General features: G+C 40.7%; 22 protein-coding genes. 5 read left to right on the top strand and 17 right to left on the bottom strand.

All coding sequences use genetic code 11. The features are described 5' to 3' along the window. The first annotated feature begins 525 nt into the window (after positions 1-525). Positions 526-900, top strand: a complete 375-nt coding sequence (locus SACI_RS09590; protein WP_011278787.1) for a hypothetical protein — start codon at positions 526-528, stop codon at positions 898-900. Between the two features lie 223 nt (positions 901-1,123). Beyond that, a complete protein-coding gene (locus tag SACI_RS09585; RefSeq protein ID WP_011278786.1) occupies positions 1,124-2,230 on the top strand; it encodes a hypothetical protein in 1,107 nt (368 codons plus the stop codon). 712 nt (positions 2,231-2,942) lie between these two features. Here SACI_RS09585 and SACI_RS09580 read toward each other — a convergent pair. Together SACI_RS09580 and SACI_RS09575 are read right to left on the bottom strand one after the other, a co-directional pair. Then, positions 2,943-3,347: a type II toxin-antitoxin system VapC family toxin gene (locus tag SACI_RS09580; protein ID WP_011278785.1), complete on the bottom strand. Its 405-nt coding sequence runs from the start codon at positions 3,345-3,347 to the stop codon at positions 2,943-2,945. Next, a complete protein-coding gene (locus SACI_RS09575; protein WP_011278784.1) occupies positions 3,334-3,570 on the bottom strand; it encodes a type II toxin-antitoxin system VapB family antitoxin in 237 nt (78 codons plus the stop codon). The genes SACI_RS09580 and SACI_RS09575 overlap by 14 nt, the downstream gene beginning before the upstream one ends. 1,291 nt (positions 3,571-4,861) lie before the next feature. On the opposite strand from SACI_RS09575, the gene SACI_RS09570 reads away from it, so the two are divergent. Then, entirely contained in the window at positions 4,862-6,094 is a 1,233-nt protein-coding gene (locus SACI_RS09570) for a winged helix-turn-helix domain-containing protein (RefSeq protein WP_011278783.1), read from the top strand. 458 nt (positions 6,095-6,552) lie between these two features. Here SACI_RS09570 and SACI_RS09565 read toward each other — a convergent pair whose 3' ends face one another. Beyond that, on the bottom strand, positions 6,553-6,897 hold the full coding sequence (locus tag SACI_RS09565; protein ID WP_011278782.1) for a nucleotidyltransferase domain-containing protein: 345 nt from the start codon (positions 6,895-6,897) through the stop codon (positions 6,553-6,555). Next, on the bottom strand, positions 6,875-7,306 hold the full coding sequence (locus SACI_RS09560) for a HEPN domain-containing protein (protein WP_011278781.1): 432 nt from the start codon (positions 7,304-7,306) through the stop codon (positions 6,875-6,877). The genes SACI_RS09565 and SACI_RS09560 overlap by 23 nt, the downstream gene beginning before the upstream one ends. Before the next feature lie 620 nt (positions 7,307-7,926). On the opposite strand from SACI_RS09560, the gene SACI_RS09555 reads away from it, so the two are divergent. Continuing rightward, positions 7,927-8,175 carry a hypothetical protein gene (locus SACI_RS09555; RefSeq protein ID WP_015385742.1) on the top strand — a complete coding sequence of 83 codons (249 nt, stop codon included), beginning with the start codon at positions 7,927-7,929 and terminating at the stop codon, positions 8,173-8,175. 681 nt (positions 8,176-8,856) lie between these two features. Here SACI_RS09555 and SACI_RS09550 read toward each other — a convergent pair. The 4 genes from SACI_RS09550 to SACI_RS12420 all read right to left on the bottom strand — a co-directional run bounded on the left by SACI_RS09550 (position 8,857) and on the right by SACI_RS12420 (position 12,502). Further along, positions 8,857-9,972, bottom strand: coding sequence for a hypothetical protein (locus tag SACI_RS09550; RefSeq protein ID WP_011278780.1), 1,116 nt, complete (start codon positions 9,970-9,972; stop codon positions 8,857-8,859). Between the two features lie 7 nt (positions 9,973-9,979). Then, positions 9,980-10,840, bottom strand: coding sequence for a DNA-methyltransferase (locus tag SACI_RS09545; protein ID WP_011278779.1), 861 nt, complete (start codon positions 10,838-10,840; stop codon positions 9,980-9,982). A gap of 768 nt (positions 10,841-11,608) precedes the next feature. Further along, the gene (locus tag SACI_RS09540) at positions 11,609-11,722 is read right to left on the bottom strand and encodes a serine/threonine protein kinase (RefSeq protein WP_230937928.1); all 114 of its coding nucleotides are present in this window, start codon (positions 11,720-11,722) and stop codon (positions 11,609-11,611) included. A 651-nt stretch (positions 11,723-12,373) separates the two neighbouring features. Continuing rightward, the gene (locus tag SACI_RS12420) at positions 12,374-12,502 is read right to left on the bottom strand and encodes a hypothetical protein (protein WP_420834780.1); all 129 of its coding nucleotides are present in this window, start codon (positions 12,500-12,502) and stop codon (positions 12,374-12,376) included. 740 nt (positions 12,503-13,242) lie between these two features. Between SACI_RS12420 and SACI_RS09535 the strand changes: the two genes are divergently transcribed. Continuing rightward, complete coding sequence (locus SACI_RS09535) at positions 13,243-14,148, top strand: hypothetical protein (RefSeq protein WP_011278778.1); 906 nt, start codon at positions 13,243-13,245, stop codon at positions 14,146-14,148. A gap of 303 nt (positions 14,149-14,451) precedes the next feature. Here SACI_RS09535 and SACI_RS09530 read toward each other — a convergent pair whose 3' ends face one another. The 9 genes from SACI_RS09530 to SACI_RS09495 form a co-directional block, all read right to left on the bottom strand. Then, the gene (locus SACI_RS09530) at positions 14,452-16,698 is read right to left on the bottom strand and encodes an MMPL family transporter (RefSeq protein WP_011278777.1); all 2,247 of its coding nucleotides are present in this window, start codon (positions 16,696-16,698) and stop codon (positions 14,452-14,454) included. Positions 16,699-16,856: 158 nt separating this feature from the next. Next, complete coding sequence (locus SACI_RS09525) at positions 16,857-18,182, bottom strand: APC family permease (protein WP_015385888.1); 1,326 nt, start codon at positions 18,180-18,182, stop codon at positions 16,857-16,859. 458 nt (positions 18,183-18,640) lie between these two features. Continuing rightward, positions 18,641-18,796 carry a hypothetical protein gene (locus tag SACI_RS12000; protein ID WP_162465564.1) on the bottom strand — a complete coding sequence of 52 codons (156 nt, stop codon included), beginning with the start codon at positions 18,794-18,796 and terminating at the stop codon, positions 18,641-18,643. A gap of 105 nt (positions 18,797-18,901) precedes the next feature. Continuing rightward, positions 18,902-19,144, bottom strand: coding sequence for an AbrB/MazE/SpoVT family DNA-binding domain-containing protein (locus SACI_RS09520; protein ID WP_011278775.1), 243 nt, complete (start codon positions 19,142-19,144; stop codon positions 18,902-18,904). Between the two features lie 396 nt (positions 19,145-19,540). Then, the gene (locus SACI_RS09515) at positions 19,541-19,885 is read right to left on the bottom strand and encodes a Zn-ribbon domain-containing OB-fold protein (RefSeq protein WP_011278774.1); all 345 of its coding nucleotides are present in this window, start codon (positions 19,883-19,885) and stop codon (positions 19,541-19,543) included. Then, complete coding sequence (locus tag SACI_RS09510) at positions 19,878-21,038, bottom strand: thiolase family protein (protein WP_011278773.1); 1,161 nt, start codon at positions 21,036-21,038, stop codon at positions 19,878-19,880. The genes SACI_RS09515 and SACI_RS09510 overlap by 8 nt, the downstream gene beginning before the upstream one ends. 1 nt (position 21,039) lies before the next feature. Beyond that, positions 21,040-22,158: an arabinonate dehydratase gene (araD, locus tag SACI_RS09505; protein ID WP_011278772.1), complete on the bottom strand. Its 1,119-nt coding sequence runs from the start codon at positions 22,156-22,158 to the stop codon at positions 21,040-21,042. Then, the gene (locus SACI_RS09500) at positions 22,145-23,680 is read right to left on the bottom strand and encodes an AMP-binding protein (RefSeq protein ID WP_011278771.1); all 1,536 of its coding nucleotides are present in this window, start codon (positions 23,678-23,680) and stop codon (positions 22,145-22,147) included. Before SACI_RS09500 ends, araD begins: the two co-directional genes overlap by 14 nt. Further along, positions 23,677-24,411: a beta-ketoacyl-ACP reductase gene (locus tag SACI_RS09495; protein ID WP_011278770.1), complete on the bottom strand. Its 735-nt coding sequence runs from the start codon at positions 24,409-24,411 to the stop codon at positions 23,677-23,679. Before SACI_RS09495 ends, SACI_RS09500 begins: the two co-directional genes overlap by 4 nt. Positions 24,412-24,505 lie beyond the last annotated feature (94 nt).

Here is a 24,505-nt window from a genome sequence, read left to right as displayed (position 1 = left end):
ATTGCAGCTGATCACAGTCGTCTAGACGTGTTTATTTGAAGGCGAAAAATTTTCCTCCTCTACTTTAAAGCTGACCTTACCTTGACCGAGTTTGCCCTTCATTTCTAACACTCCAGTCTCCCTTAAATTTTCACAAAAGGAGAGGAAACTAAACTGATATGATTAGGGTACGGGTCCTATCAAGACTCCATGAAATAAAGACTTTGTTGTAGAATAACTAATCTATAGGCTGAATAAAATTTCCTCTCTATTAGCAAAACTGAAAGACAGTTTAAGTCCCTTATGTCCCCTTGATCCGCATTCAACTTAGGTTATACTCTCTTTTAACTTTAAGTGTAACGATATCTCCTTAACTGAAGAGTTGTAATCTCTAAACCTGATAGACGTAAACTTACTAATAAAGGAGCCTATCAGACCTATAGAAGAGCGCTGAAGTACGCATATCCCTCCTCCCTACCCATAAATACTGAACGAGAACCACACAAGGTTATCTTTATTAATTTATCTCGAGAAAAAAAGTATGAGATGGTTAAAGCAGTAGTATATATAGAACATTCATCAACTGTCTGCAAAAGTCTCAAGTTCATTAGAGATGTGAGAGTCAAGTGCACACAGGGTAGTAAGATCGAAGCCCTAAAAAAGTACGGCATACCAGATGACGACTATCACTTTGCGAAATCCTTCATCCATGACTGCTTGAGGTTAAATCCGAAGGAGTGCATTGCAGTCATTAAGGACGATAGGATAGAAAAGCTCATAAAAGGTCTCATTAACGAAATACCAGAACTGAAGTACAGGGTCACAGTGACGATAACGCATAAGTTCTGCATGAACAACGACGAGATGATTGAGTTTGCAAAGAGGATACTGACCAAGTACCTGGTAGCTGAAAAGAGGTAGTTTTTACCTAAAGTGAAGAATTTTCCCCACGTGAAAGTACAAGGAGGGTCTCGAGTTAGAAGGCAAGATTTACAACCACTTTTACTTCTACACTTAAGTCTCTTGTAACTGATAATCAAATCGTAAGATTGAACCATTTTTACGCTGATTCATCCGCTAGTCAAGGCGTAGTTTCCACAAAGACTGTAGAAATACTTATAAAAGCCTTGATAGATTACCTCATATGCAGTCTGGAGACCTTAAACACTTAAGGCGTGGGCTCACCCTCATGGTTATATTCTACACGGTCTTCACAGTCTCTGACATAGCCCTCATCATATTTCTTGAGCCGTATATCACTTCAATCCTCAACACGTTGACCAAGGTCCAACTGCTAGAAGCCTTACCAACCTCGAATTTACTACTTGTCCCCCTCATGGGTTTAGGCATAACTTTCTTTCTACTCATACCAATCCCATTTTACTTTATGCTTAGGGGACTGAGGGGATGGTGGAAGGCTGGACCGTCTTTAGTAATAGCTTCTCCTGTGGTCTTCATCATCGCTCTATGGGAACTAATGAACAGGAGCTCAGGGGATTTCCAGATAATTGAGATCTTTGGAGTCTGGGCTCTGTTGTACTTCCTTGGTCTGCTAGTGACCTCATTTGGGGTATACAGTAGGGGAAAGGAGTTCAACTACAGGGGGCTGATGACAGGAGGAATTATAATGGTCTTAGGCTCGTTCACCAGCTTCCTGCCAGTACTCATGCTTATAGGCTCAGGGATAGCACTTTTATCCCTCCCACAAGCTGTACAGCCCAGTAAGCTCAGGTATGGGGACTTACTGAAACTCGATGCGGTGAACCAAATCCACTTTGCTGATAGGGAGGGAATTAAGAGGATAGCCAAAAGAGGAGCCTTTTTCCTTTCCACAGTCTTGTCATTGCTTATGGTGGGCTTTGGTATATTGGGGCTCTTCTCCATAGCCTCGTACTTTGCCTTCCCCTTCATGAATTCAATGGCTGGTATTCCTGATATTTACCTCATACTACTTGCCCTATTAGTTTTCCTACCCTTACTTATCTCGGGGATATCAATGTACTACAACAGGGGAGTAGAGACTGTGTTACTAGTCCCCTGGAGTGAGGTGAAGGACATTGTGGTCACACAAGTATTTACCTACCAACGGGTCAGTCTATTCCCAGCTGTCACTAGGGGAGTGTATTCACAAGAGGTAGGAAGGGTTGTTATCATCACGAGAGATGGTAGGACTATAGACATAGGGAATGTAATCTCACCATACCAGAAAGTGAAGTACTTAAAGGTAAAGTATGGGATAGGAAGTCATTGAACTCTCCTGGGGATGTGTACAACTACGTGATCTTGGTCTCTAAGTAATATTCCTACTATTTTGATACTATTTTGATAGCCCATTAATTTTTCCAACCACCCTATGCTAGTCTGTCGTTGTGATCGTGAAAATCATGGGACAAGTCTCGACCTAGAGATCCTACACGCTTATTAGGTAGCTAAACTAGAGCCCCTGTCCTAGAGTCCATGGGTTGACCTCCTCAAGCCCCGAAAGGCAAGTCTTTCCTCATACCATGAGAAAGGCTTTTCCTCAACCGTGAAAAGGACTGTTTCCTGTCTTCCAAGAGACATTCTATGATACGCCCTCCTCCCCTATTCTCACATAACTCTCTAAGCCCCATCTAATCTTCGAGAGTCTATTACTCACTTAGCCTAGGTTACACTTAAGTGGACACAATTTAAGTACAAAGAGGTTTCGAATAGTAAATCAGCTTCTTTTAACAGCCTTAGCTTAGGATTACCACAATACTCTATGAAGAGACCTTGGTTGAGAATATGGGATCATCATTCAGGGAGCCTTGGTCTCTCTGGTCATCTTCATTGAGGGTGTTTGCCGTAATCGAGTCTTGGAGAAAAAGTACTTTTTAGTTATTTAACTAGCACTTAAGTAATCATTGGACATTCAAGGAACAACTCCAGGGACTCCATCACTATAGGGGAAAGACTATTAAGTAGAGCAACAGTGTTTCGTGTCAGGGCATGACTACCTCGACACCTAGCTTCTCTGCAACTCTAGCCTGTTTGTCATCTCTCGTTATCAGTTGAGCACTGTGCTTTAAACATGCAGCTATGTAGAGAGAATCGTAAAACGTGAGGTTATTGTTCATTGCAATTTCAAACGCGTTCTCGACGTATTCCATCTCGTTTAGGAGCAGTAATGTCCTCTCATTTAATAGTTCAAACAACACCCTTTTCATTCCAAAGGCAGTCTTATCGTCTATTAGCTTTTTGACATTTTTCATTCTCCATATAGCGTTCATTGTCTCCTTTACCACGTGTTCTATGGAATGGGCTGGTGTGAAAAACTTTAAGATATCATCCCATCCCTCTTCTTTCAACACTAAAGCGGTGAGGGCTGAGGCGTCAACTATCCGCATCCCTGTCTTCCCTTGTTAATTGTGACGATATGCCCTTTTGAAACCCCCAGTCAGCATCTTTCAACTCTTGTAGAATTTTATTAACACCTTTTTTTGCCTCGATTTCAGCGATCTTTTGCTCCACAAACCCTCTCAACTCCTCTGACCAGTTGACCTCAGTCCTGTACAACTCCATCTTCTGCTTAATCTCCCTTTTCACCTTAAAACTGACAACTTCAGACATATGATAGTATATGGTGAGGTAGACCTTTAAAGTTTACTACGCAGTTTTACCCATGTATTCATAACTTTACGACAAATGGTTAACCTCGCCTTGACATAAGTTTCCTGACAACGCGTATTTTAGGTTATTGAAGGTTAAAAGGGATTTTGAGAACCTTGAAAAAACTCTATTCTCCGTACTATTATCAATTCGACTTAAACAGGTCTAGCATAATTAGCTTCTTGTCTTCAGGACTCAAGTGAAGGCGACGTTCCCTTTCCATCCGTCCCGCAGTAAAACAGGAAGTTATCCTTATGAGTACCACGTTTTCAGGTATTTTAAGGACATGTGAACTGAAAATAAGGGAATTTTCATTCCTATAGGCTGTTATGCTTTTGAGTCTGGGCTAATAGTTTTCTTCATGTTAATTAGCCTTAGAAGGTTCCATGTTTACGTGATATTAAATGGTATTAAGTTGGAGAACTGGAGGGATAGTGTTGTATTTATGCATGATAGGGCGTAAGTCTAACTAGCAGGAGTAAACAATCATTTCCCGTAGAACTCAACAGGGGAGAGGATAATGAGATAGTTAGAGGTGTTCTTCCTAACGCAATTCACTCTAAATATATTTGCATAAGCGAGAATAGAATTGAATTTTATAGTGGGGGGAAATTGTTTCACATGTCAGTCTTCTCATGATAATTACCCAGCAACTCACAACGTTTTAAAGATTTTTAATCGATTGTGAGAAGTCTAATTTTCACCTTCTCTCGTGTATAACTTAAATTGTTTAAACATCCAATAGCCTTTAATTGTAAAGGTTTTTGGTCAAAAGTATAGTGAAAATGTTTAATTAATAAACTGACTCGTGAAAATTTTGTCAGACGAAATTTTATATTAGCAGACTACTTTCTCTTATCCCATTCCCCCCACACAATACTCTACACTTACGAGAGGTAGGCAAAAGTCTCTACCTAGTTAACTTGCCTAACCTTGCATTACTAACGTTTGCAGTTATCTTATAGTTGACCTAACCAATTGAGAAGTTATTTTACATTATTCTATCACCCTAGTCAGAGGTGTAGCTTGGACTTAAGGATTACACAAACACTGCTATTTCCACCTCTCTTATCTTCAGATGGTAAACTAGTTAGCTAGAGAGAGACCTTGTAAACTTCCCTCTTAAACTACCCTTAAAGATGTGACCTATCTCTCTTTAACCTGGCTTTGACAAACTTGGAAGCTGGTAAATTTCTCTTTACTTAGTTTAAATTTACAAAATGTTTATATTTATTAAATACTACACAATCATATGGACATATTTGAGGCGGTATCAAACGAGATAAGGAGAAAGATATTAAATATGCTTGAAACCCCTAAGAGTTTCTCTGAGTTATGCGAAAGGCTTAACTTGGAGAGCTCTGCCCTAGCTTTTCACCTGAAGAAACTAGATGGCTTAGTAACTAAGGACGAGAACGGCAATTACGTTCTTTCAGAGTTAGGTAAAAAAGCCTTGTCCATAATAAACACTATAGAAAGCCAAAACTTAGTACTAACAGATGACCAGAGGGTAGTAACACCAATAGTACTTGAATACGCTGATAAAGTGGTGATAGACAAGAATATGTTGACCAAGATTAAGGAGGAGAATAAGAAGTTAGTGATAAGAAACGTGAACGAGGTTATCTTCAAAGGCGATATTGATGAAAACCTATTGAACGAGGTGCTAGAACTTGTGGAGAATGTTATAACTGTTCAATCCCCTCCTAATCTGAAGGACGTCATATCAAGAAAATCTAAGCAAGTTATGTCAATTGAAGAGGGGAGTGTTGAGGAAGATCAAAGGAGTGGTAAGGAGACAATCAGTGAGGATATAGGAGAGATTATTGGCGGAGTTGGAGGACTAGTGGGGAAAATAATATCCAGAGTTTTCAGCACCGATGACTCCTCATTTAACATAGGTTCACACCTAAGGGTATTGTATGACGGTCCCCTGAAAGTCAGTGATAGTTTAAGTGTTGAAATAGATGGTGGCGTGGTAAAAATAAGCAAGGGAGATCCCCATCTCTTCGCCAAATGTCGCCATGACGGTGACCTTGACATATATGACAGTAGCATTAGTGCAGATGGTTGTTACTTAAGGGTCACTTACCCTGACTTGAACCAACTTAAAGTAAACGTTGACGGAGGAAAAGTTGAGATAAACGGCATAAAAGCGAATAACTTGAAGGTCAATGTGGACGGAGGGCTAGTTAACCTAAATATGGAGTGTAAGGACTCTGTGGACATTTCCTTAGACGGGGGGAAGGCTGAGGGGGATGTCCACTTTAAAGATACTACTAAAGCAAGACTGAACATTGATATAGATGGGGGAGTAGGGAAATTCGGTGTTACAGTGCCCAAGGAGTTTAGCATCATAACCTCGTCTAGAGTGAGCGGAGGAGTTACGAGATTACCTCCCAGTAAAGCCGGGAGTAAGGGTGAGTTAGCGATAAATACTAATGTTGATGGAGGGACAATAACGGTAGATGTAAAGGAAGCGTGACGCGATGTTTTAACGCTCTGTAGTTTTTTAAATTCATAACAGTCTCAGACTGTTGAGGGGTTTCCTTGTTGACACTGCACACTGCATGTTCCAGAGGATGCAATATCGATAGACTCTAATAAACTTACGTAAAATAAAAGCCTGTTTCGAAGACCCTTTTTACAGAGCAAAGAGTTGAAAGTAATGTCAAGACGAAGGGCTATAATTAGTCTTTGAGATTATATACTCTCAACTAATTACTAGTTTATCTAAGACGCTAAAAATGGTCTTGATTTACGAAATGGGAAAGCACTCTAAAAATAATGAGCGACCAAGGAAAACAATTATGGTAAAGGAGTAAGTCAACCTAGTACTGTTTGACATAATGAGTAGCTTCAACTGTTTAGACTCTTGGAACACTTTGCTCCTAACCTCAGCCCAAGAGTAAACAAAGGACGTTCAACCATGAGAAGCTCATCTTAAACGATCTCTATGAGCTTCTTCGCCATGGTAAAGTACCTCACTGCCCTCTCCTTATCCACTACGTGTAGTTCAACAGGAGCGTCAAATGGTAAGCTATAAACGTCCATAGCCCTCTTCATGATGTTTATCCATATCTCTTTAATCTCCGTGTCAGTTAACTTCCCCTCAGAGACCACTAGAATGTCTATATCGCTCAGCACTGTTACCCTACCCTCTGCAACTCCGCCAAAGACGTACACTTTACAGTTGCTACACAAGTCTTTAGTGGCTTTAGCCATGATCTCTGCGTATTCTCTCCATCTCCTGAGGTGCTCAAATCTATGCTTTACCCAACTTGACATTATCAACTATCTCGTCAAGGAGTTTTATTAGACTTTCTGCTGTTTGGACTGAACTCTCAGCCTCATACCTTCCAAAATCAATGTCTTCATACCTAGAGCTTATGTATGCTTCCTCTATGCCTAGTAAGGTATCCCTGTTCTCTTTAGTAAACTCTACGATTCTCCGAGACAACTCCTTATATCCATTCTCCTCCAGTAGTTTAGTAAGGTAACTCAACAGTCCCCTTATACCATGGATAGTGTACTCCTTACCAAAGAGCTCAAATATCACTGCCTTAGTGTAGAGCTGAACTGCTTGCTCGACATGAAAAATGGCTATGTCATAATATCCGTTTTTCAAGTCGTCCTTGGCGTTATCGAGAAACCTTAAGCCCCTCCTCTTTAGCCTTTCGACCCTTAAACCGCTCATGCAGATAATAATTGTGTATGTGGATATAAGAGTTCATGGGAAAAACCCATAGAGGTCTAAGGAACTGTGTCTCTATATGAGCTTTTAGCTGCTAGTAAACCAAAAACACTGACTTAACTTCTTTAGGTCAATCACTCTTTAAAAAGATTTAGAAAAAGATTTAGGACTCTGAAAATCCTGTTATACCTCACCAGCTTTAAAGCTAGGGAGTCTGAAAGCGAATTAGGAGAATTTAGAATCAAAACAGACAAACTTACTATATAGTAAATTGTTTACTTTACACTAACACCTATGTGGTAGGGTCACATATATGATTTGTTATCAAGTTGTCCCTCAAGTACTGTCATTTTACTACAGCAATCCACCTTATCTCAACCAGGGATATACGTTTACCTTTTAGGATTATGTCAGACTAGCGAGTATGAATAGCCATTTCCCATGGAACTCAACAGGAAGCACGATAATGAGGTGGGTGAAAATATTCTTCTACAACACGATTTGGTCTAAATATACTTTGCATAAGTGAGAATGAAATTGAATTTTATGAAGTGGACAAAATTGTAGTCCACATATGATAAGACAAGATCTAAACTTTTAACCTTAAATAGAGTGTATAAATTGTGTACTTATTGTTGAAAGGAAGGTTGGTGAATTTCAGTCAAAGCCTAACAGATTATCTTGAAAAGAGGAGTGACATCATTAAGCAATATCCTTCTGACACCTTCCTCTGGGGAACAAGGAGAGGATTCTCTTACTTTTCTAAAGGAGTCGGAGTTTTCCTTTATCTATCTAAGGCTCAAAACTTTCCAGGTGGAATAGTGCTTTACGGGGAACTAAGAGAAAGTAAGGAACTAAACCAGAAGTATTAGCCTGAGGGCGAATGGCCTATACTCTTACCTATAAAAGTTATTAAATTTGCAAAGAACGTAACGGAATACCCTAAAGACCCAACTAAGTGGAAAGTAGTGACTTATGAAAAAGTTAAGGACTTGGGTATAAGACTAGTGCTTAGTTCTGGTCAAAAGATCAATGACGAAATAGGTGAAAGGATTATAAACTTACTCTAAGTTAAAGGTCTGCAATAGTGTGTAGAGAATAAGTATGTAAAGTTATTTGATACATCGTGAGTACTGTAAATATACAGTTCGTCTCACAAAGGGCTCGATTCCATGTAAGAGTCCGGTCATGTTACAGTCATTTCAGAGAAGTTTAAGAAGTTCATTCAGGTCTAGCTAATTAATGACGATAAATTACTGAACTTTGGGAAAAATTTCTTCTCATGTCAAGAGTACCTTCAATTTGAAGGGTATTATATAACAACACGGAGCCAAAGAGAGTGAAGTTTTTGAATGTATTTGAATACCTTAACCACAAACCAATGAACCGCCCTAAGAGAATTCTAGCCCTTCAGGCGAGAGGGGAGTCAGATGAGAGTAGTTCTTGGAAGATTTAATGACTATTTTGTCGTAGTCTAAATTTATTGTGGCGAGACTTAAAAACCAGTGCTCTTATCTTCCAGACCTTGAATTTGAAGTGGCGTCTCTAGATCGTTAGCACATAAAGTCAGTATAATATAATATCTCGCTCCCCTTAACGTCAATGACCTTCTGGTTTAGTATTATTTTCAAGTTATTTTCTTTAGCTTCTCTTAAAAGTTCTTCTAGGACTACTTTATGTCTAGGCTTGAAGGATTCACAGACACCAGTTAATTTTAAGAAAGGGTTAATATGTTCAATCCTAATATACGCATCACCATACTCATAATATAGCTCACTGAGGTTAAGGAATATTATCATCTTCAATAGTCCATCCTTGATATCCTCCTCTGAAGGTAAACAGTTAGACTTACTGTTTTTCGCTTCCACTATACATGCAGTCTTCGACTGTAAATTCACGTATGCTTCATCAATAGTGAAGTGATATAATCCCCCTAGGTAATTCTCGATATCTATAGGAGCTTTCTCACCTGTTATATTCTCCTTGGGCTGAGTGGTCAACACTTCCCTCTGTTGAGCTTTTTCTGACTGTGTCCTAGAATGATTTTTAAATTTTTCCAGGTCTCTATAAACCTCTTCCGCCTTATTTTTGGCAGACTGAATATCTTTTAATCTTACATTTAATCTCTGGGAAATTCTCTCATAAGCTTCAATAGCCATATTCATCAGGTCACCTATTTTATTCACTTGATTTATGTTCCAGTGCAGTGCATCAGATTGCCAATTAGATAATTCCTCAAATTGAGCTTTTAGGTACTCGTAGTCGAATCTCTGACTGGTAATTTTGCCCTGCGACTTTTTAGAAGCTTCAACGTAATATCCTAGGATCACATATACACCTAGTAGGCTCATTAGGGATATCGTATCCCACTGTATGAAATCTCTATCTCCTTCCTCTCCCTCATCCTTCATTACAGGTATGATTGTGACTTTTTTACCTGAAAATTGTAACGTGTTATACACCCTTGCATAAGGGTAAGACCTGGTGCGTTTAGGAGAGACCCACCAACTCACGGCAAATTTGTGACTTCCCAATTTGTATATAAACGCTGTCTGATTCTCTATTCCCTCCTTTAAAAGAGAGTACTCGTGAAGTACAGGCATTTTAAAAGAAGCTTTGTACCTTATACCCTCTATCTTTCCATAGAACTTCATATCCGGATCATCCACTCTTCTCTCACTGAGATTTCTTTTCTAACTTTTCGTTTATTTTTTCCCTCAGCTTAGTCCTAAGCCTCTTAGCGTCACTCCTCTCCACGAATACGACCTCATGGTTGTCAAATAAGGTAGGATGCCCAACCCTCTCCCTGATCACTTCCTTTAACTCCAGGTCTATCTCATATCCCACTGCATTTCTACTTAATATCCTAGCCACGTACAGTGTAGTCCCAGTCCCTGCAAATGGGTCAAGTACTGTGTCCCCCACATAGGAATATAGGGTGACAATCCTATTAGCGAGTTCTTCAGGGAAGGGTGCAGTGAACTTTGAGTATTTGTTGTTTGGAAGTACGTTAGTAATCTCCCACACGTTGAGGTACCACTTTTCCTTCTGGAACTTGTTCACGTCTATCTTGCTTTTTTCTTGGTTAGTAGTGTGGAACTTTCCAGGCTTTTTGAAAACTACTATGTCCTCATACACGTTATCGGGGTAGTAGTATAGTGGATAAGGGTGCTGTATTAAAACACCACTCCTCCTACTTATCCTTATGTAACCCTCAGGCTTCTTCCATATTATACGCTCTTGGTACTTGAAGCCAAGGTCTGTCATTATTCTTATTAGGTCAGCAACAATAGGGTAGAGCACTCCTTCAATCCTAACATCTGAGGTAACGAAAACAGCCACTCTACCGTCATCCAATACCCTGTATAGCTCTTTGCCAACGTCCCTTAGTAAATTCAAATACTCCTCATAACTAGGGAACAGGTCGGGAAAGTCAAAGGGGGCGTTATAATAAGGAGGAGAAGTCAGAACTAGTCCTATGCTCTTGTCCTCAACTTCGCTCATGTTTCTTGAGTCGCCAAATATTACTTTAATCATATGAGAATAACTCCTTTAATATACCTTATAAGTTTACGGACGATAAGGAAAAACCACACTACTGATAAAAACAAAACGGTATGACACCGTGGTGGACCATGAGAGACTTTAAGAGACTATGAGTTATGACACTGACATATCTAGTGTACAACGGAGAATTTTCATTTGATTTTCCCTGTTAAGACTAGGTGGACTTAAACTTCACAATAAAAAGTTATTTTTTACCACACACCATAATTACACATGGGAGTTAACTGACTTATTAAGACAGGAATATATGGTCCGTCTCGTCTAAACCTTTCGTGTTGAGTGTAGCATTCGTTATACTTAAACACAATTTTACTTACACCGTTGTGTAGTCCCTTTTTTAACAAGTATGTTCAACTCTCTAACTCCTTATTTTTACGCAAGTGAACTCCATCATCCCTCTTATTATGTAGTCAAGATTAAGCTACTTTACTCCATAAATTCTAGGAGTGTTCTAAGTCATTAAAAGTGTATTGACGGTCGTAGAGAAGTTGTTTCTTACAAACACAAGTTACTTAGCTCTCCTGCGGTTGACGAAGCCTTAGGGAGATCAAATTCCTCCATAGGAGGACCCTTAGTTGCGGAAGATCAGAAGTTAGTCTATCTTCAGGACGGTGTAATATATGCCTTAAACTTTTCCCTGAGTTTATCGTAGAATTTCATGTCTATAGTTTGTGGACTTATAACCATTCATTGCTATAATGGAGGTATATCGATGGGCTCCTCCTTATTTAATCCCATTTAGATGGTTTTGTCCATTACTACCCTTACCTCTTTGACATTAAACACTTCCTTTAATAATAGTATTGCAAACTTTAAGTTCTTCAACACATACTCCATATTCTCTTCAAACAATAGATCCCCTTTCAGGCTACATTTACAGAGAAGTATCTCCAGACTGTGGGTCATTAAAATAAGATGAATCGACGAAAAGGAGAGAGATGATAGTGTGATTTATAGACTGATATATGAAATGCCGATTCCCCTCTTGTTTTGGTACATCGAGGGAAATTTTCATGTAGGAGAGATTAAGTTTCCTTCTAAATACTTTTCAGTAATAGAGGTTGTTTAATTTTAGATAAAAGAAGGGAATTTATAAATTTATTTATAAACACTACTATGAACGTCTTTTGAAAAATTATACTATGAGCAAAGAAAATTATGAAAAACTTTTCAAGGTGACCTTACGATTTAAGTAGTTAATACTAGGTGTAATCTTACCATAATTTTCGATTTCGTCATAAGGTTTATAAACGTCATTTTTCGAGTCTCAATGCAACCTATCCCAACTTAGTCACAACCCCTTAACATTTATAAATGCACAACCATCTTTCAACTCTAGTTAAGCACTATGCGACCAAAAGACCTAAACATAATTACTAGGATTCAAGGTCGCATGATTAAGTTAGGGGCTTAAGCAAAAGTTTATTAACAAGAACGTCAAATTTAGGATAAGGGAATAATAAATACATCAGAAGAATCCCATAAGGGATTGAAAGCATATCATCATCTCTCATCATCTGCCTGCAACGTATCGAAGAATCCCATAAGGGATTGAAAGTCACATTCATCCCTATAGACATTTATTGAAAACGAGGAAGAATCCCATAAGGGATTGAAAGTTTGCTTTAACATAGATCGGTGAAAGCATCTCAAAAGGTAGGAAGAATCCCATAAGGGATTGAAAGTAAGTATATATCATTTGAATGAATGTTGAGAGCCACATTTAAAAGTCCCATAAGAAATTGAAGGCCGTATTCATTTTTATATAGAACTTTAATTATTGAGTAGAAGAGGTCAGTAATGAACATTTTAACTATTTACTTTCCCATTTCTCTACGGAGAAGTTCATTAAGAACTTTGATGATAAGAAAAGGACTCTATTATAATGAAGTAAAAAGTGTTTAAGTCAAGCAAGTGAAGCATAGGTACTAAGAGAGTCCTTTAAAATTTTATAGGGTATATCCCCATGAAGTATCTACTTATCATATTCGATAACGTAATCGAGAGGCGTGTTAAGGGCGTATAAGTTATGCAGGATTGAAATACGCTCAATTCTTGCATCATGTATAGGCTATAACAGAGAGCTGGTCATGAAGAGTTTTAAGAGAAACTCTTTCTTTAGATAGAGAATCACTTTAGGAGCCCTCATACCCTTTTATCTAGTTGAGACATAGGAAGAAACTAGTGAAGATAAGTGTAGATATTTTTCTAAGTCAAGTAACCTCGCAAGATGCCGTGATCTTTAGGTTTGATGATCTTGATTTACTTAAAGTAATAAAATAATAAATATTCACTGATCATTTTTACCCTAAACATCTTTAATTAGTAAAAGAATAAAATTAATAAATTTGATCTCTCTATAAAATTACATAATGAGTTTCAATCTTAACTCCAGATTAGACAAGGCTAAGGATATAGCCATAAAGATAGCTAGGGTAGCTGTTAGTGAGTTTAGCAAGTTGCCTGAAGTAATACAAGGGACACAAGAAAATAAGAGTATAATTATTCCGCCTGAATATACCCTCCCTAAAGGACTAGAGATGTGCAGTAAAGAGGCTTCTCTTTATTTCACTTTCGGTGTAGCTTTAGATTACATGACTGACTCTGACAAACTGTGGGAGAACCTCAGAAAGCTATATGAGGTCTCAATGAACAAGAGTACTAGATACCCTACCGTACCCTATGGACTATTTTACCCTGAAGTCATTACGGGCTATAAGAACAAGCAAGACGATTTGAGTGAAATATTAAGGAGTATGGTAAGACCGAGGTCACCAAAATACGGTGCTGGTTATTGGATAGATATAGCAGAAAAGCTCCAAGCTCGTTTTAACTCTGACCCCAGAAACATAACTGATAGGGAGAAGTCTGTATATGAGGTGTTGGAACAAGTTGAAGAGTTTAGAGGACTAGGAGGTTCCAAACTATCTGCCTTCTACTTAAGAGTTATGTGGAGCTTGGGTCTGTTCAAGATCAGTGACCCTGAGAATATTCCAGTAGCTGTTGATACTCATATTCATCATTTCACTTACGCTAGGTTATTCGGACATAGTCCTAATAGTAAGAATATTACCGACCGCGAAAAGGAGAGGTTAAAGGACTTCTGGAACTGCGTGTTTAAGCTCGCCGAAGACCAGATAAAAAGTCAGTCATTGTTTCAGCTAAGTTTTCCTTATTACCACTGTGGCGAGAAAACTTGGAAACATATTAATCGGATCATTCCTGGGTACCTAGATGTGGTCATGTGGAAGTACGACATGTATAAAATCCCGCTATAACTCTCTAGTTTAAGTTAAGTATATGGGCACTTGTTCGTCTTTATACCCTTTTTATTGACAAGTCTCTTTGAAGTCATTTTTATCGTGTGTAGGTGATTACTTATCTGATGGGAGCTCTGTCCCTGAAGTGGGTAGTGGACATGTATGAGCCGTGCCATTCGGCTCAAAGGAGTCCCATGACCTAACTTTCGTCAAGATCCACAGGTAACTAAGGGCAAATTCACTACACCTGACCTCGATTTTCGATAAAACGAAGGAACAACAGTGTATGGGAAAACAGTTTTGTAGAAACACATTAAGACTTCAGTCCATCACCCTTCCCTTCCTTGTCTCACTCTTCCTCTTAACCTTAAGTATTGAAAGCATCGCAGGGAAATAGATCGTCCTTATCACAAACGTGTCTATCAAAAGCGATATTATGAACGCTATGCCCAACTGCTCAAGGAACCCAATGGGGATTAAGGCTAGTGCACCCAATGACGCAGCAAGTATTAGTCCCAGAGAGGTGACTACTATTCCCGTCCTCGATATGGCAAGCTGAATCCCCCTCTTCTCTCCGTGTTCCTGCATATCCTCGACTACCCTTGATATTATGAACACAGTGTAGTCATTTCCTAAACTCATCAGTATAACGAAGAGTATTACTGGTATAAGGTAGATAAGGGCTTGGTTCAGGACAAACCTAGAGATCAAGTAGAGGAGCCCTGTCGCCCAGGTTATACTTATCAGCACACCTGAAATGGAGATCAGGGGGAACTTCCAGGACTTAAAGGATATGCCAATGATCAGGGCTACAAATAGTGTTATCAACACTTCTAACTCTGTAAAGTCTTGGGTAGTCTCAGCTTGCTGGTCGATGACTGAAGAAGTCAAGCCACCAACTAGGAGGTCGTGGTACTGTCTCAATGCGTTAACTGTGTGTATTGCGTTAGATGAGAACGGGTCGTATTCAGTGTAAGCGGTGAACAACAAGTAGCTACCACCCACGACAAACGCTGAGATGTTTGTGTTGTTTGCAATCTCCTGCCCATTAACATATGGTCCGTAAACCTTTGTTATGCCAGGGGTTGAGAGTATCTCCTTAGCTGTTGCTATGATCTGGTTTTTCAGTGCTGTGTTGTTGGAGTTTAGATCACTACTACCGTTAACTTTCATTAGGACTATGATAGGGTAAAGCTCATTGGCACCAAACTTGTCCTCAATGAAGTTCAAAGCCTTAACTGAGGGAAGGCTTGATGGTAACCCTGCGTTAAAGTTATAGGTAGTGGGAAGGTTTAGGAAGAACAGGATAGCCGGTATAGCTAAAGCCAAGATGACTACAGCCACAACGTATTTTCTCCTGACTGAGAGGTCACTCACCCTGTAGAACCAAGATCTCTCAAGGTTCTCTGTCGTCACTGTGTTTAGCCCACCTTTTGTAAAAACTCTCTTCCCAGTAATAGCGAGTATTGATGGTAACAGTGTTAAGATCAACGCGGTCGATATTACAACAGCTGAGAAAAGTACTAGCCCCCAGCTCAGGAAGTTGGGGACTAAGGAGAAGGATAATAAGCTAATTCCCACAGTTAGCCCACTTATGAGGACTGCCCTCCCAGCTTTACTAGAGGCTACCTCTAGAGCAGCTTTGTCTTCCCTCCCCTCCCTCAACTCCTGTCTGAATCTAGCTAGGATGAAGACAACATAGTCAGTAGTAACACCAACCAACACTGCAGTTAGGGTATAGTTAACTACGAAGTCCACATTAGTGACTAGGGCGCCCACTAAAAAAATGGCAAAATAGCCTATGAGCGTGGTTACGGATATGAACAGGAGAGAGACTAGCGAACCCTTGTAAGACCTTAACGTTATCCCTACGGCAATGGCGAGTATTATAAACACTAAGCCAAAGGCAAATGCGTTCTTAGAGGTTATCTGTTGGGTCTCATAGGCTATAGCCCCCTCACCTGTAAGTGAGGCGTTATCGCCGAAGTACTTTTGGGCGATGTCTTTGACCACGGGGTAAGCCTGTTGAGAGGGGGTTTCACCGTTTGGTAGTATGAAACCAGATGACTTATTGAATGTCAGAAATAGGAGGAATGTGGTGTTGTCAGGGCTGACATACCTAGAGGTGATGAAACTGGGAGCCCCTTTCAGACCGTTCTGTTCAACGTACTTGACTGAGTACTGGTGGGCTAGGGTAGTGTTGTGGTAAACACCTGAAAGCACAGCCGTTAGGAAATTTATGTAGTCGCTGAAAGGTGACTGAACACTTGACAGGTATGGAATATTCTTAGACAACGTTGAGTTCTGGAAGGAGAGTGACTGGTTTGCTGAGTAAGGGGTAAATGGGTTTTCCTTGACAACTACTATTAGAGTATCGTTGTTATAAGAAGTCCCGTTCAAAATCTTGTTCACTATCGCAGACTCGCTGTTAGACGGTAAGCTCTGCCCTGTGGAGTAGGAAATGTACTTGGTGTAGTTCATCACTGCTGGGGTGATAAGGATCAAAATAACTACCCAGACAGCTATTATCAACCACTTCCTTCTCAGTATGAAATTAGTAACTGCCATGGTAGTGTACTGGGTGAGGGCGTATTAAACTCCGTCTTAGAGGTGAGCTAAGAAAGATTTATATACAGAGGGGCTTAGGAGTTGTCCCTCCAGGGATTGAAGACAACTGGTTTAATGTTTAGAGAGAAGGACAGGTGTGTGTCTTTTCTCCTTATATACTACTCACTCTCAGTCTCCATCATACTGTAGATCTCAGCTATCAGGAAACCTATAATTATCCATGACATGAATACGTATACTACTATAGGTACTGAACCTGCAATAGAGTATATTAGTTCGTATACTGTGTAAAGGGCTGAGGCAACACCTACGATTAACTGTATTTTCCTCTTGAGTACTTTCTTTATGGATATCCTGATGAGGGAGAAGTTAGCAGACAAGTGGACAAAGAGGTTGGCAAACAAGGCTACGGAGGATATAAGTATGAAGGCTGTGAAGATACTTCTCAGGAAGTACAGTCCCACGGAGATTATGGCAAAGTATATCAGAACAGATAAGAGGACTGCCCTCACTGGTCCCTTATAGCTTTCAAACTTTGCAAAGAATTTCGGTAAGAAGTTTGACGAAGCCATAGCGAACACTGTCCGTGAGGTGGCAGTCAGAAACGCAAGGCTCCCCACAATTCCGTCATTGATTGATGCGAATAGCACAAATACTAATGTGAGTAAACCCAGTCTGTCCCTTATTAATGTCAAGATATCCACATTGTTCATGGATAGGTGGAAGTAAGAGACATATGTACCTATAGCATATACGTCAAAGGCTGCCAGGAGTCCACCTACCAGGATTACTGTTATAATAGCCTTACTTATAACATTCCTGGCGTTTTTAGTCTCACCTGATATTGGAGCAATTGACCCGTAACCTGTTGGGATGCTTGATCCAAATAGGATTGCTATGGCTAATTGGCTTAAATTCAGCTTCAAACTGAAGGGGTTATACAGGTGGAAGCCAGTTGATTGGATCAGGAGAACTGCAAGTGCAGTCATCATTATTATCTCAAGTAGAGTAGCAAATATGGCGTATTTTGTGCTTATCTTTATTCCGAGTATACCGAGAAGTGCGGAGATTGACATTACACCTAGTGTCACGATCCAGGGGTTGATGTTCAACACGTGGTATAGGACATACGCAGTACCGAAAACATAACCTGCACCATAAGTAGTTGAGTAGAGTATGTACATCCAACCTGTCTCAAATCCTAGCCTTTTGCTGAGTGAATAGAAGGCATAAGTGTAATATCCACCCTCCTTTGTAAACCTCTTAGACAGTTCATAGACAGACATCCCGTTCACCAAGACAAGTAGTGTGCCCAGAATAATGGCTATTGGACCAAACAGACCTGCATATAGTAAGGCTACGACACCGTAAGTCAATATGCTTAGGAAGGGTGACTGTCCACCTATGGAGAGGAAAACAATATCTGTGAAACTCAAATGACGTTTGGGCTCTTCTGGTACTCCTTTTGCTTCACTCTTGTCCATATAAGGGTTATTCACGTAACGTTCGTATTTAAATTCTACCTAACAATTTATGGTAACCAGATAGATTATATCTATTTCATTATATTAAATATTTTATTATTCAACAGTAAAAAATTATTAGACTGTTGAAATTAATTAAAGACAGGTATTACTCTCTTAGACAGATTACTAAAACAGGACTATAATACGCTAAATTGACCATGAATTCAGTTTTACGGTTCGTTTCTGTGACTACATTGGGGAAGTTAAAAGGCTTGAGAGCGTTGTAGTGGTTCGAACTCAAGAGGTATTAACATGATGAGACAATTGAACTCTTACTCCTCTCTAAAGGGTTTAGACAGTGGAACAACATCTCGTGTCACTCTACTTATTGCTAACTTATTTTACTTTTTAGCTTTTTATCGAACGTTAACACACTTAGCCCTAATCTCCTCGTGGTGGAAATTATCAGGAAGTCATTAAAAGTCATCATATTTTCTTGGCTCACTCCTTATTGCAAAATACAAGTCCTCAAGGATGTTCTCGATAACTTCCACTTTAGGGTCACTGAGTGTACTCTCTATGACGCTCCTGACTTCAATCCCATTCTTCACCAAGAAGTAAGCAATTTCCACTATACTAATAAATGGCAAGTAGGCTTTATCTAACTTTTTCCATCCTTTAGTACTTGTTCATGAAAGATATGGTTCAGGAAAATCCCATCTATGACGAAATTGGTGTCAACAACTCCCTCCAACTTCCTCTCCTGCTTCCTCTATTACTTTATTGACCTCTTCATCAGTAAACTTCCTACCTAACTTTAGGTTTAAGGACACTAAGTCACCCTTCTTTTTGACCAGTATTATTTTATCACCCTCGGTATACACTATGAGTTTATCACCGACCCTGATTCCCAGTTTTTGCCTGATAGTAGCTGGTATTGTTATTCGGTAATTCCTGGTGACTCTGCTCTCTTCAAACATATTTAGTAACTAGCCCTATTAATATATAAACTTCTTTTCTATCCCCCATGGTTAAATGAGAACATAGTAACGGATTTCTCAAGTATATCATGACGATTCCCAAACTCATATCGCACTTTAAAATTACACCACAACTGAATTTTGGTTCGCTATATTTTTGTTTCTCTCATTTTTCTCGTAGAAATTCATTAACCTCTGATTTAACATTGAATTAAGCAAGGTAGAAGAATACACGAGCGAATAGACAAGGTGTAAGTTATACCTACGTTTTTGCGCTAACAGTAGATCCACTCTGGAGTCGTTTCTTGGAGAAGATCTTAAAAATTTTCCTTCCTAAGATGAGATCCCTCATTGGGGAGAGTAAATAAAGTTATTACTTAAGCTGTGGTAGAAGTCTTATATCTTCTCAAAATACGGTACCTTTGATTCCTTCCCCAGGAATTTCACCCTGACCTTATCCCCTATCTCTACTGGCACAAGGAAGTTTGTGTACAACCTAAACCCCTCCTCTAGTTCCACTATACCGTAATAGACTTCTTTGTTGTCTCTGTCTCTGAACTTTGTCACAGAGAACACTGACCCAATCCCCCTACTCTCCTTCACCTCAAGCTCCCTACTCCTACATTTTGGGCAGTAGTCCCTGGGGTAGTAGAAGGAGTGACCGCATCTAGTGCACTTTAGATATGGTAGTTTCTCTTCTCTAAACATTTCTTGGTATTTCTTCTTTATCTCTTCAAACATTTCCCTCACCCAAAACCATGGTAACTGAGTGACCCCTGTTCCACCCTCCTATGCCATTTATCAATACCCTGTTAACGTCTTTCACTTGGTGGTTAGTAGCCATGTTATTCAGCTGGAGTATAGCCTCCTCTAGGATCACACCACCACTCATGAAGGCAGGCTGACCTACATTTAATGACCCTCCACCAGTGTTCACAGGGACCTCACCCTGATAGGTGATGTCAGTCCTCTCCACAAACTCCCCACCCTTCCCCTTCTTGGTCAAGCCTATGTCCTCCATCTGGAGCATTACAGTGATTGTAAATGAGTCATAGAGCTGGAAAGCGTCAATCCTCTCAAGGTTAACCCCCTTACTGCTCTCCACTGCAGGGGTGTAAACTATGTCAGGTAGTTCTGGAGGCATCTCAGACCAGTGGGACTCACCGTAAAACTCGACCTTCAAAGGTCTCACATCAGACTTCCTCTGGTGCTTACTCACAACAAACACGTGGAAGCCGTCAACGGGGTAGACTATCTCAAGGAGCCTCAAAGGGTCGCTCACCACTCTGGACTCTAAAACGTCCTTAACAGTCAACGGTGTCCTGTACATCGCCCTCTCATTTCCTAGGGCATTTTTCCTCTGCATAACTGCGATTAAGGCTCTCTGTTCATCACTGGTTCCGAACAACTTTGAATGCCTTTTTGCTACCAGGGCGTAGTCACTTACAGGGTTAAGGTCTTGATAAACTCTGAAAAGGTCGTCGTAAGGGGTCAGTTGCACACTCCCCAGGAACCTGTCTACAGCATCCACTGTAACCTTATTCTCCCTCAGGAAGGAAGCCTTTCCCCCAACTACACATAGGGCTGTGTCTATCTCTCCAGCCTCAATTAACTTCTCTGCCCTGTAAACCATGGTCAGTGCTGAGGGTCCGCCATACTCCACAAGCTCTATTACTTTGGGTCTTATTCCAAGGAAAGAGGGTATCTGAAATGACGAGAAGTGTAGTGATGCCTTTCCGTCAAAAACTCCCGGTAAGACAGTGTAAAACAGACCGTCTATGTCCTTCAGGTCAACAGTAGCCATATCTAGGGCTTTACTTACAGTCTCAGCCAAAAGCTGGAATGTTGACCCCTCATATTTTTTGTGTATTGAACTTGAGAACCCAACTATCATTTCACTCAACCCTGTATTTCTCTATGACCCTCTCATCTAAACTAATTCCCAGACCAGGCTTATCTGGGGGCAAAAACTCACCGTTCTCATACCTTATAGCCTCTCCTGCTAAGCTCTCCCTCAGGGGATTATACCTTAAATGGTACTCGATTATAGGTGAGTCTATCACAAGGGCTGAATGTAGGCTGGCAACAAAACTTATCCCACCTGCAGAGTAATGGGGAACTACAGGTAGTCCAAACGCCCTAGCCAAGTTACCTATTCTCACCATTTCGGTTATCCCTCCGTTCCACGATGCGTCCACCTGGACTATGTCAACTGAACGCTTAGTGATGAGATCTCTGTACTCGAAGAGTGTCGAAGCTGTTTCATATCCAGCTATTGGTATGTCTAACGCCCTAGTAAGCTCTGCACTCAGGTCTGGTAAGTCAGTGGATATGGGTTCCTCGAAGAACATCACTCCTAACTTCTCCAATTCCCTTCCCACCTTTAGGGCTGTGTTGAAGTCATATACATTGTTCGCGTCTACAGCAATGTTCAGTGAATTCCCAAAGTTCTCCCTTATTGCGTTAAGCCTCTTCATGTCCTCTTGAACACTTAACCCACCTATCTTAATCTTTACCGAAGTAAACCCCTTTTCAATATACCCTTTGACCTCCTCCAGTAGTTTCTCCATATCCTTATCTTGCCTGTAATATCCTCCAGTGATGTACCCTCTTATCCTCCTCCTCTCCCCTCCAAGCAATTTGTAGACTGGGGATCCCAGCTCCTTGCCCAGCAAGTCCCACAGAGCGATATCCACACCGCTCAGTGAGGATATTGTGACACCCCTTCTCCCTAGCCTGAAGGTGGTCTTATACATCTTATTCCATAGTCCCAGGATGTTAGAGGACTCCTCTCCCAGTAACAGAGGTCTGTAGATTTTTTCAATTGTTGTAGAGACAACATCAAGTATACCGTAAGCTATAGCTTCACCGTAGCCTATTTCTCCGTTGCTAGTCACAACACTTACCACAGCGACGTCCATGAAGTGCTCTGCCCCTCCCTTAACAGCCAATGCGTCCCTTTCATAGAACTCCTTTGAGGAAAGCTTGGTTACTTTAACTTCACTTATTTTCATTCCTGAACGCCCTCCTCATAATTTTGCCTGATGGGGTTTTAGGTATTTCCTTTACAAAGTTGACCACTTTAGGCACTTTATACGGAGCTAGACGTTGCCTACAGAAGTCAATAATGTCCTTCTTCAGCTCGTCACTCTCACTGAACTGTTCCCTGAGCTTTATGAAAGCCCCAACTGTCTCTCCCCTGTATTCATCAACTACTGAGACCACTGCCACCTCTTCCACAGCAGGGTGCATATACAAGACCTCTTCCACTTCCCTGGGCATGACCTTAAAGCCTGATGCGTTAATCACGTCTTTCTTCCTGTCAATAATGTAGACCCACCCGTTCTCTATTTTTCCAATATCGCCTGTGGGCAACCAACCGTCCTTAAACTTCTCCATCCTCCAATACCCCGAGACGACCTGTGGTCCCCTGACCAGGAGTTCCCCGTCATTGCTGACCATTACCTCAGTGTTATAGACAGGTATACCAGAACTTACCACGTTGTACTCACTGTCAAGGGGTAAGTCCCCTTCATAAGGATATGGCCACAGTGTCGCAGGTGAAGTGGTCTCTGTTAGACCCCATGCCATGTATATCCATGAGCCCAGCTTTTCCTTCCACTTCATCTCTAATGAACGGGGCATAGCCATACCTCCTGAGGACCACAACCTCATAGAGGATAGGTCTTCCTCACCCTTGTACGCATTGACCATGGAGGTGTAAGCTGTGGCAACTGCCATGGTAACTGTGGTCTTTTCCTCCTCAACCACCCTCAGGGTAAGGTCTGGGTTAAACCTGAAGAAAGTAGTTATCTCAGAACCGGAGAGAATTGAGGACGTTATCCCAAAGATCTGACCTGTTATGTGAAAGAAGGGGGCAATAGCCAGGTTCTTGTCCCTCTCACTAAACTTGAACCAGTGTTTGTATATAGTAGAGGAGGCAAAGATGTTTGAATGGGTTATTGGTACACCTTTAGGTTTACCTGTAGTCCCAGAGGTGTAAACTAGTAGTGCTATATCGTCTGATCTCACATCGGTTTCGTGTCCATTAGCTTGTTTACCACCTGATTTAAAATCGAGTTCCTCATTACAGTCCTTCAACTTCCAAGCCTTACTGTACTCACTTGGTATTGGACCAAATGTCTCTGGATTTGTCCTGACCACAGGTATCTTGTCTGTGCTAATAGACTCACATGAGGCTATCATTAGCTTAGCCCCAGAGTCCTGGATAAGGTAATCCAGCTCCCTCTCTGTATAAGAGGGGTTCACTGGTAAGACAATCCCTCCCCTTTTCCATATGGCGAACTCAGCTATTATAAACTGTGGGATATTCTGCATGGACAGGAGTACAACGTCGCCCTTCTCCAGGTCTAGACTAGAGGATACTGAATTGACCATGTAGTTGAGTTGCCTGTAACTTATCTTCCTTCCAAAGTAGCTTACTGCTACGTGGTCTGAGGAACTTCTCTCCTCTAATGCTTTGACTATGGAAAAAGGGTTATCTAACTCTTCTAGCTTTTCCCCCCTGACTATCACTGTGAGAAGCCTCCAGTTACTTCGATCTCAGCCCCGCTTATGTATGACGCCTCATCAGAGACTAGGAAGGCTATAATGTTAGAGATTTCCTCTGGTCTGCCCATCCTACCTGCGGGGATCCTCTCCAGGAACATCTTCTTTATCTTGTCAGGTAGTGGGGCAGTCATGGGTGTGTCAATAAACCCTGGGACTATGGCGTTGACTGTTATGTTGTACTTACCTAACTCCTTTGCCAATGTCTTTGTGAACCCTATTAAGCCAGCCTTTGCAGCTGAGTAGTTTGCCTGTCCTACGTTACCTTTCCAACTGATTGAGGACATGTTGATTATTCTCCCCCACTGATACTTTATCATCCCCTCAACTACCTGTTTCGTCATGTTGAACGCTCCGTACAAGTGGACTTTGATCACTTGGTCCCACTGCTCTCTGGTCATTTTAACGAAAAGGGCGTCCCTCAATATTCCGGCATTATTTATGAGTATGTCTACATGGTCTATTCCTAGAGAACTGAGGGCTTTGTTGTAGAACGCGTTACAGCTGTCCCAGTCTGTTACGTCTAGGTGTAAGCCTATGACTTTCTCGTTTTTTGTGGCTTCCCTAACGCTTTTTGCTTTCTCCTCTATGTTTGGGGCAATGTCTCCCATTATTACACCATAACCCAGTGAGGCTAACTTTATTGAGGTTGTATAACCTATTCCGCTCCCTCCTCCTGTTACGATCGCGTATCTCATAGAGAATTATTACGCAAATGGATATTTATATTTCATTATATTTTTGGTGTAAACTAATTATGACAGGACAAGTATTATAGTTAAAAAATTAATA

Source organism: Sulfolobus acidocaldarius DSM 639, assembly GCF_000012285.1.
GTDB classification, from domain to species: domain Archaea; phylum Thermoproteota; class Thermoprotei_A; order Sulfolobales; family Sulfolobaceae; genus Sulfolobus; species Sulfolobus acidocaldarius.
The sequence above is the reverse complement of the archived record's forward strand: the minus strand, read 5'-3'. Positions and strand labels throughout refer to the sequence as shown.

What these genes read in the sequence shown, in the direction of transcription:
- SACI_RS09590 (WP_011278787.1), top strand. Translation starts at nt 526, where the DNA reads ATGGTTAAAGCAGTAGTATATATAGAACATTCATCAACTGTCTGCAAA.
- SACI_RS09585 (WP_011278786.1), top strand. Translation starts at nt 1,124, where the DNA reads ATGCAGTCTGGAGACCTTAAACACTTAAGGCGTGGGCTCACCCTCATG.
- SACI_RS09580 (WP_011278785.1), bottom strand. Translation starts at nt 3,347, where the DNA reads ATGCGGATAGTTGACGCCTCAGCCCTCACCGCTTTAGTGTTGAAAGAA.
- SACI_RS09575 (WP_011278784.1), bottom strand. Translation starts at nt 3,570, where the DNA reads ATGTCTGAAGTTGTCAGTTTTAAGGTGAAAAGGGAGATTAAGCAGAAG.
- SACI_RS09570 (WP_011278783.1), top strand. Translation starts at nt 4,862, where the DNA reads ATGGACATATTTGAGGCGGTATCAAACGAGATAAGGAGAAAGATATTA.
- SACI_RS09565 (WP_011278782.1), bottom strand. Translation starts at nt 6,897, where the DNA reads ATGTCAAGTTGGGTAAAGCATAGATTTGAGCACCTCAGGAGATGGAGA.
- SACI_RS09560 (WP_011278781.1), bottom strand. Translation starts at nt 7,306, where the DNA reads ATGAGCGGTTTAAGGGTCGAAAGGCTAAAGAGGAGGGGCTTAAGGTTT.
- SACI_RS09545 (WP_011278779.1), bottom strand. Translation starts at nt 10,840, where the DNA reads ATGATTAAAGTAATATTTGGCGACTCAAGAAACATGAGCGAAGTTGAG.
- SACI_RS12420 (WP_420834780.1), bottom strand. Translation starts at nt 12,502, where the DNA reads ATGTTAAAGCAAACTTTCAATCCCTTATGGGATTCTTCCTCGTTTTCA.
- SACI_RS09535 (WP_011278778.1), top strand. Translation starts at nt 13,243, where the DNA reads ATGAGTTTCAATCTTAACTCCAGATTAGACAAGGCTAAGGATATAGCC.
- SACI_RS09530 (WP_011278777.1), bottom strand. Translation starts at nt 16,698, where the DNA reads ATGGCAGTTACTAATTTCATACTGAGAAGGAAGTGGTTGATAATAGCT.
- SACI_RS09525 (WP_015385888.1), bottom strand. Translation starts at nt 18,182, where the DNA reads ATGGACAAGAGTGAAGCAAAAGGAGTACCAGAAGAGCCCAAACGTCAT.
- SACI_RS09520 (WP_011278775.1), bottom strand. Translation starts at nt 19,144, where the DNA reads ATGTTTGAAGAGAGCAGAGTCACCAGGAATTACCGAATAACAATACCA.
- SACI_RS09515 (WP_011278774.1), bottom strand. Translation starts at nt 19,885, where the DNA reads ATGTTTGAAGAGATAAAGAAGAAATACCAAGAAATGTTTAGAGAAGAG.
- SACI_RS09510 (WP_011278773.1), bottom strand. Translation starts at nt 21,038, where the DNA reads ATGATAGTTGGGTTCTCAAGTTCAATACACAAAAAATATGAGGGGTCA.
- araD (WP_011278772.1), bottom strand. Translation starts at nt 22,158, where the DNA reads ATGAAAATAAGTGAAGTTAAAGTAACCAAGCTTTCCTCAAAGGAGTTC.
- SACI_RS09495 (WP_011278770.1), bottom strand. Translation starts at nt 24,411, where the DNA reads ATGAGATACGCGATCGTAACAGGAGGAGGGAGCGGAATAGGTTATACA.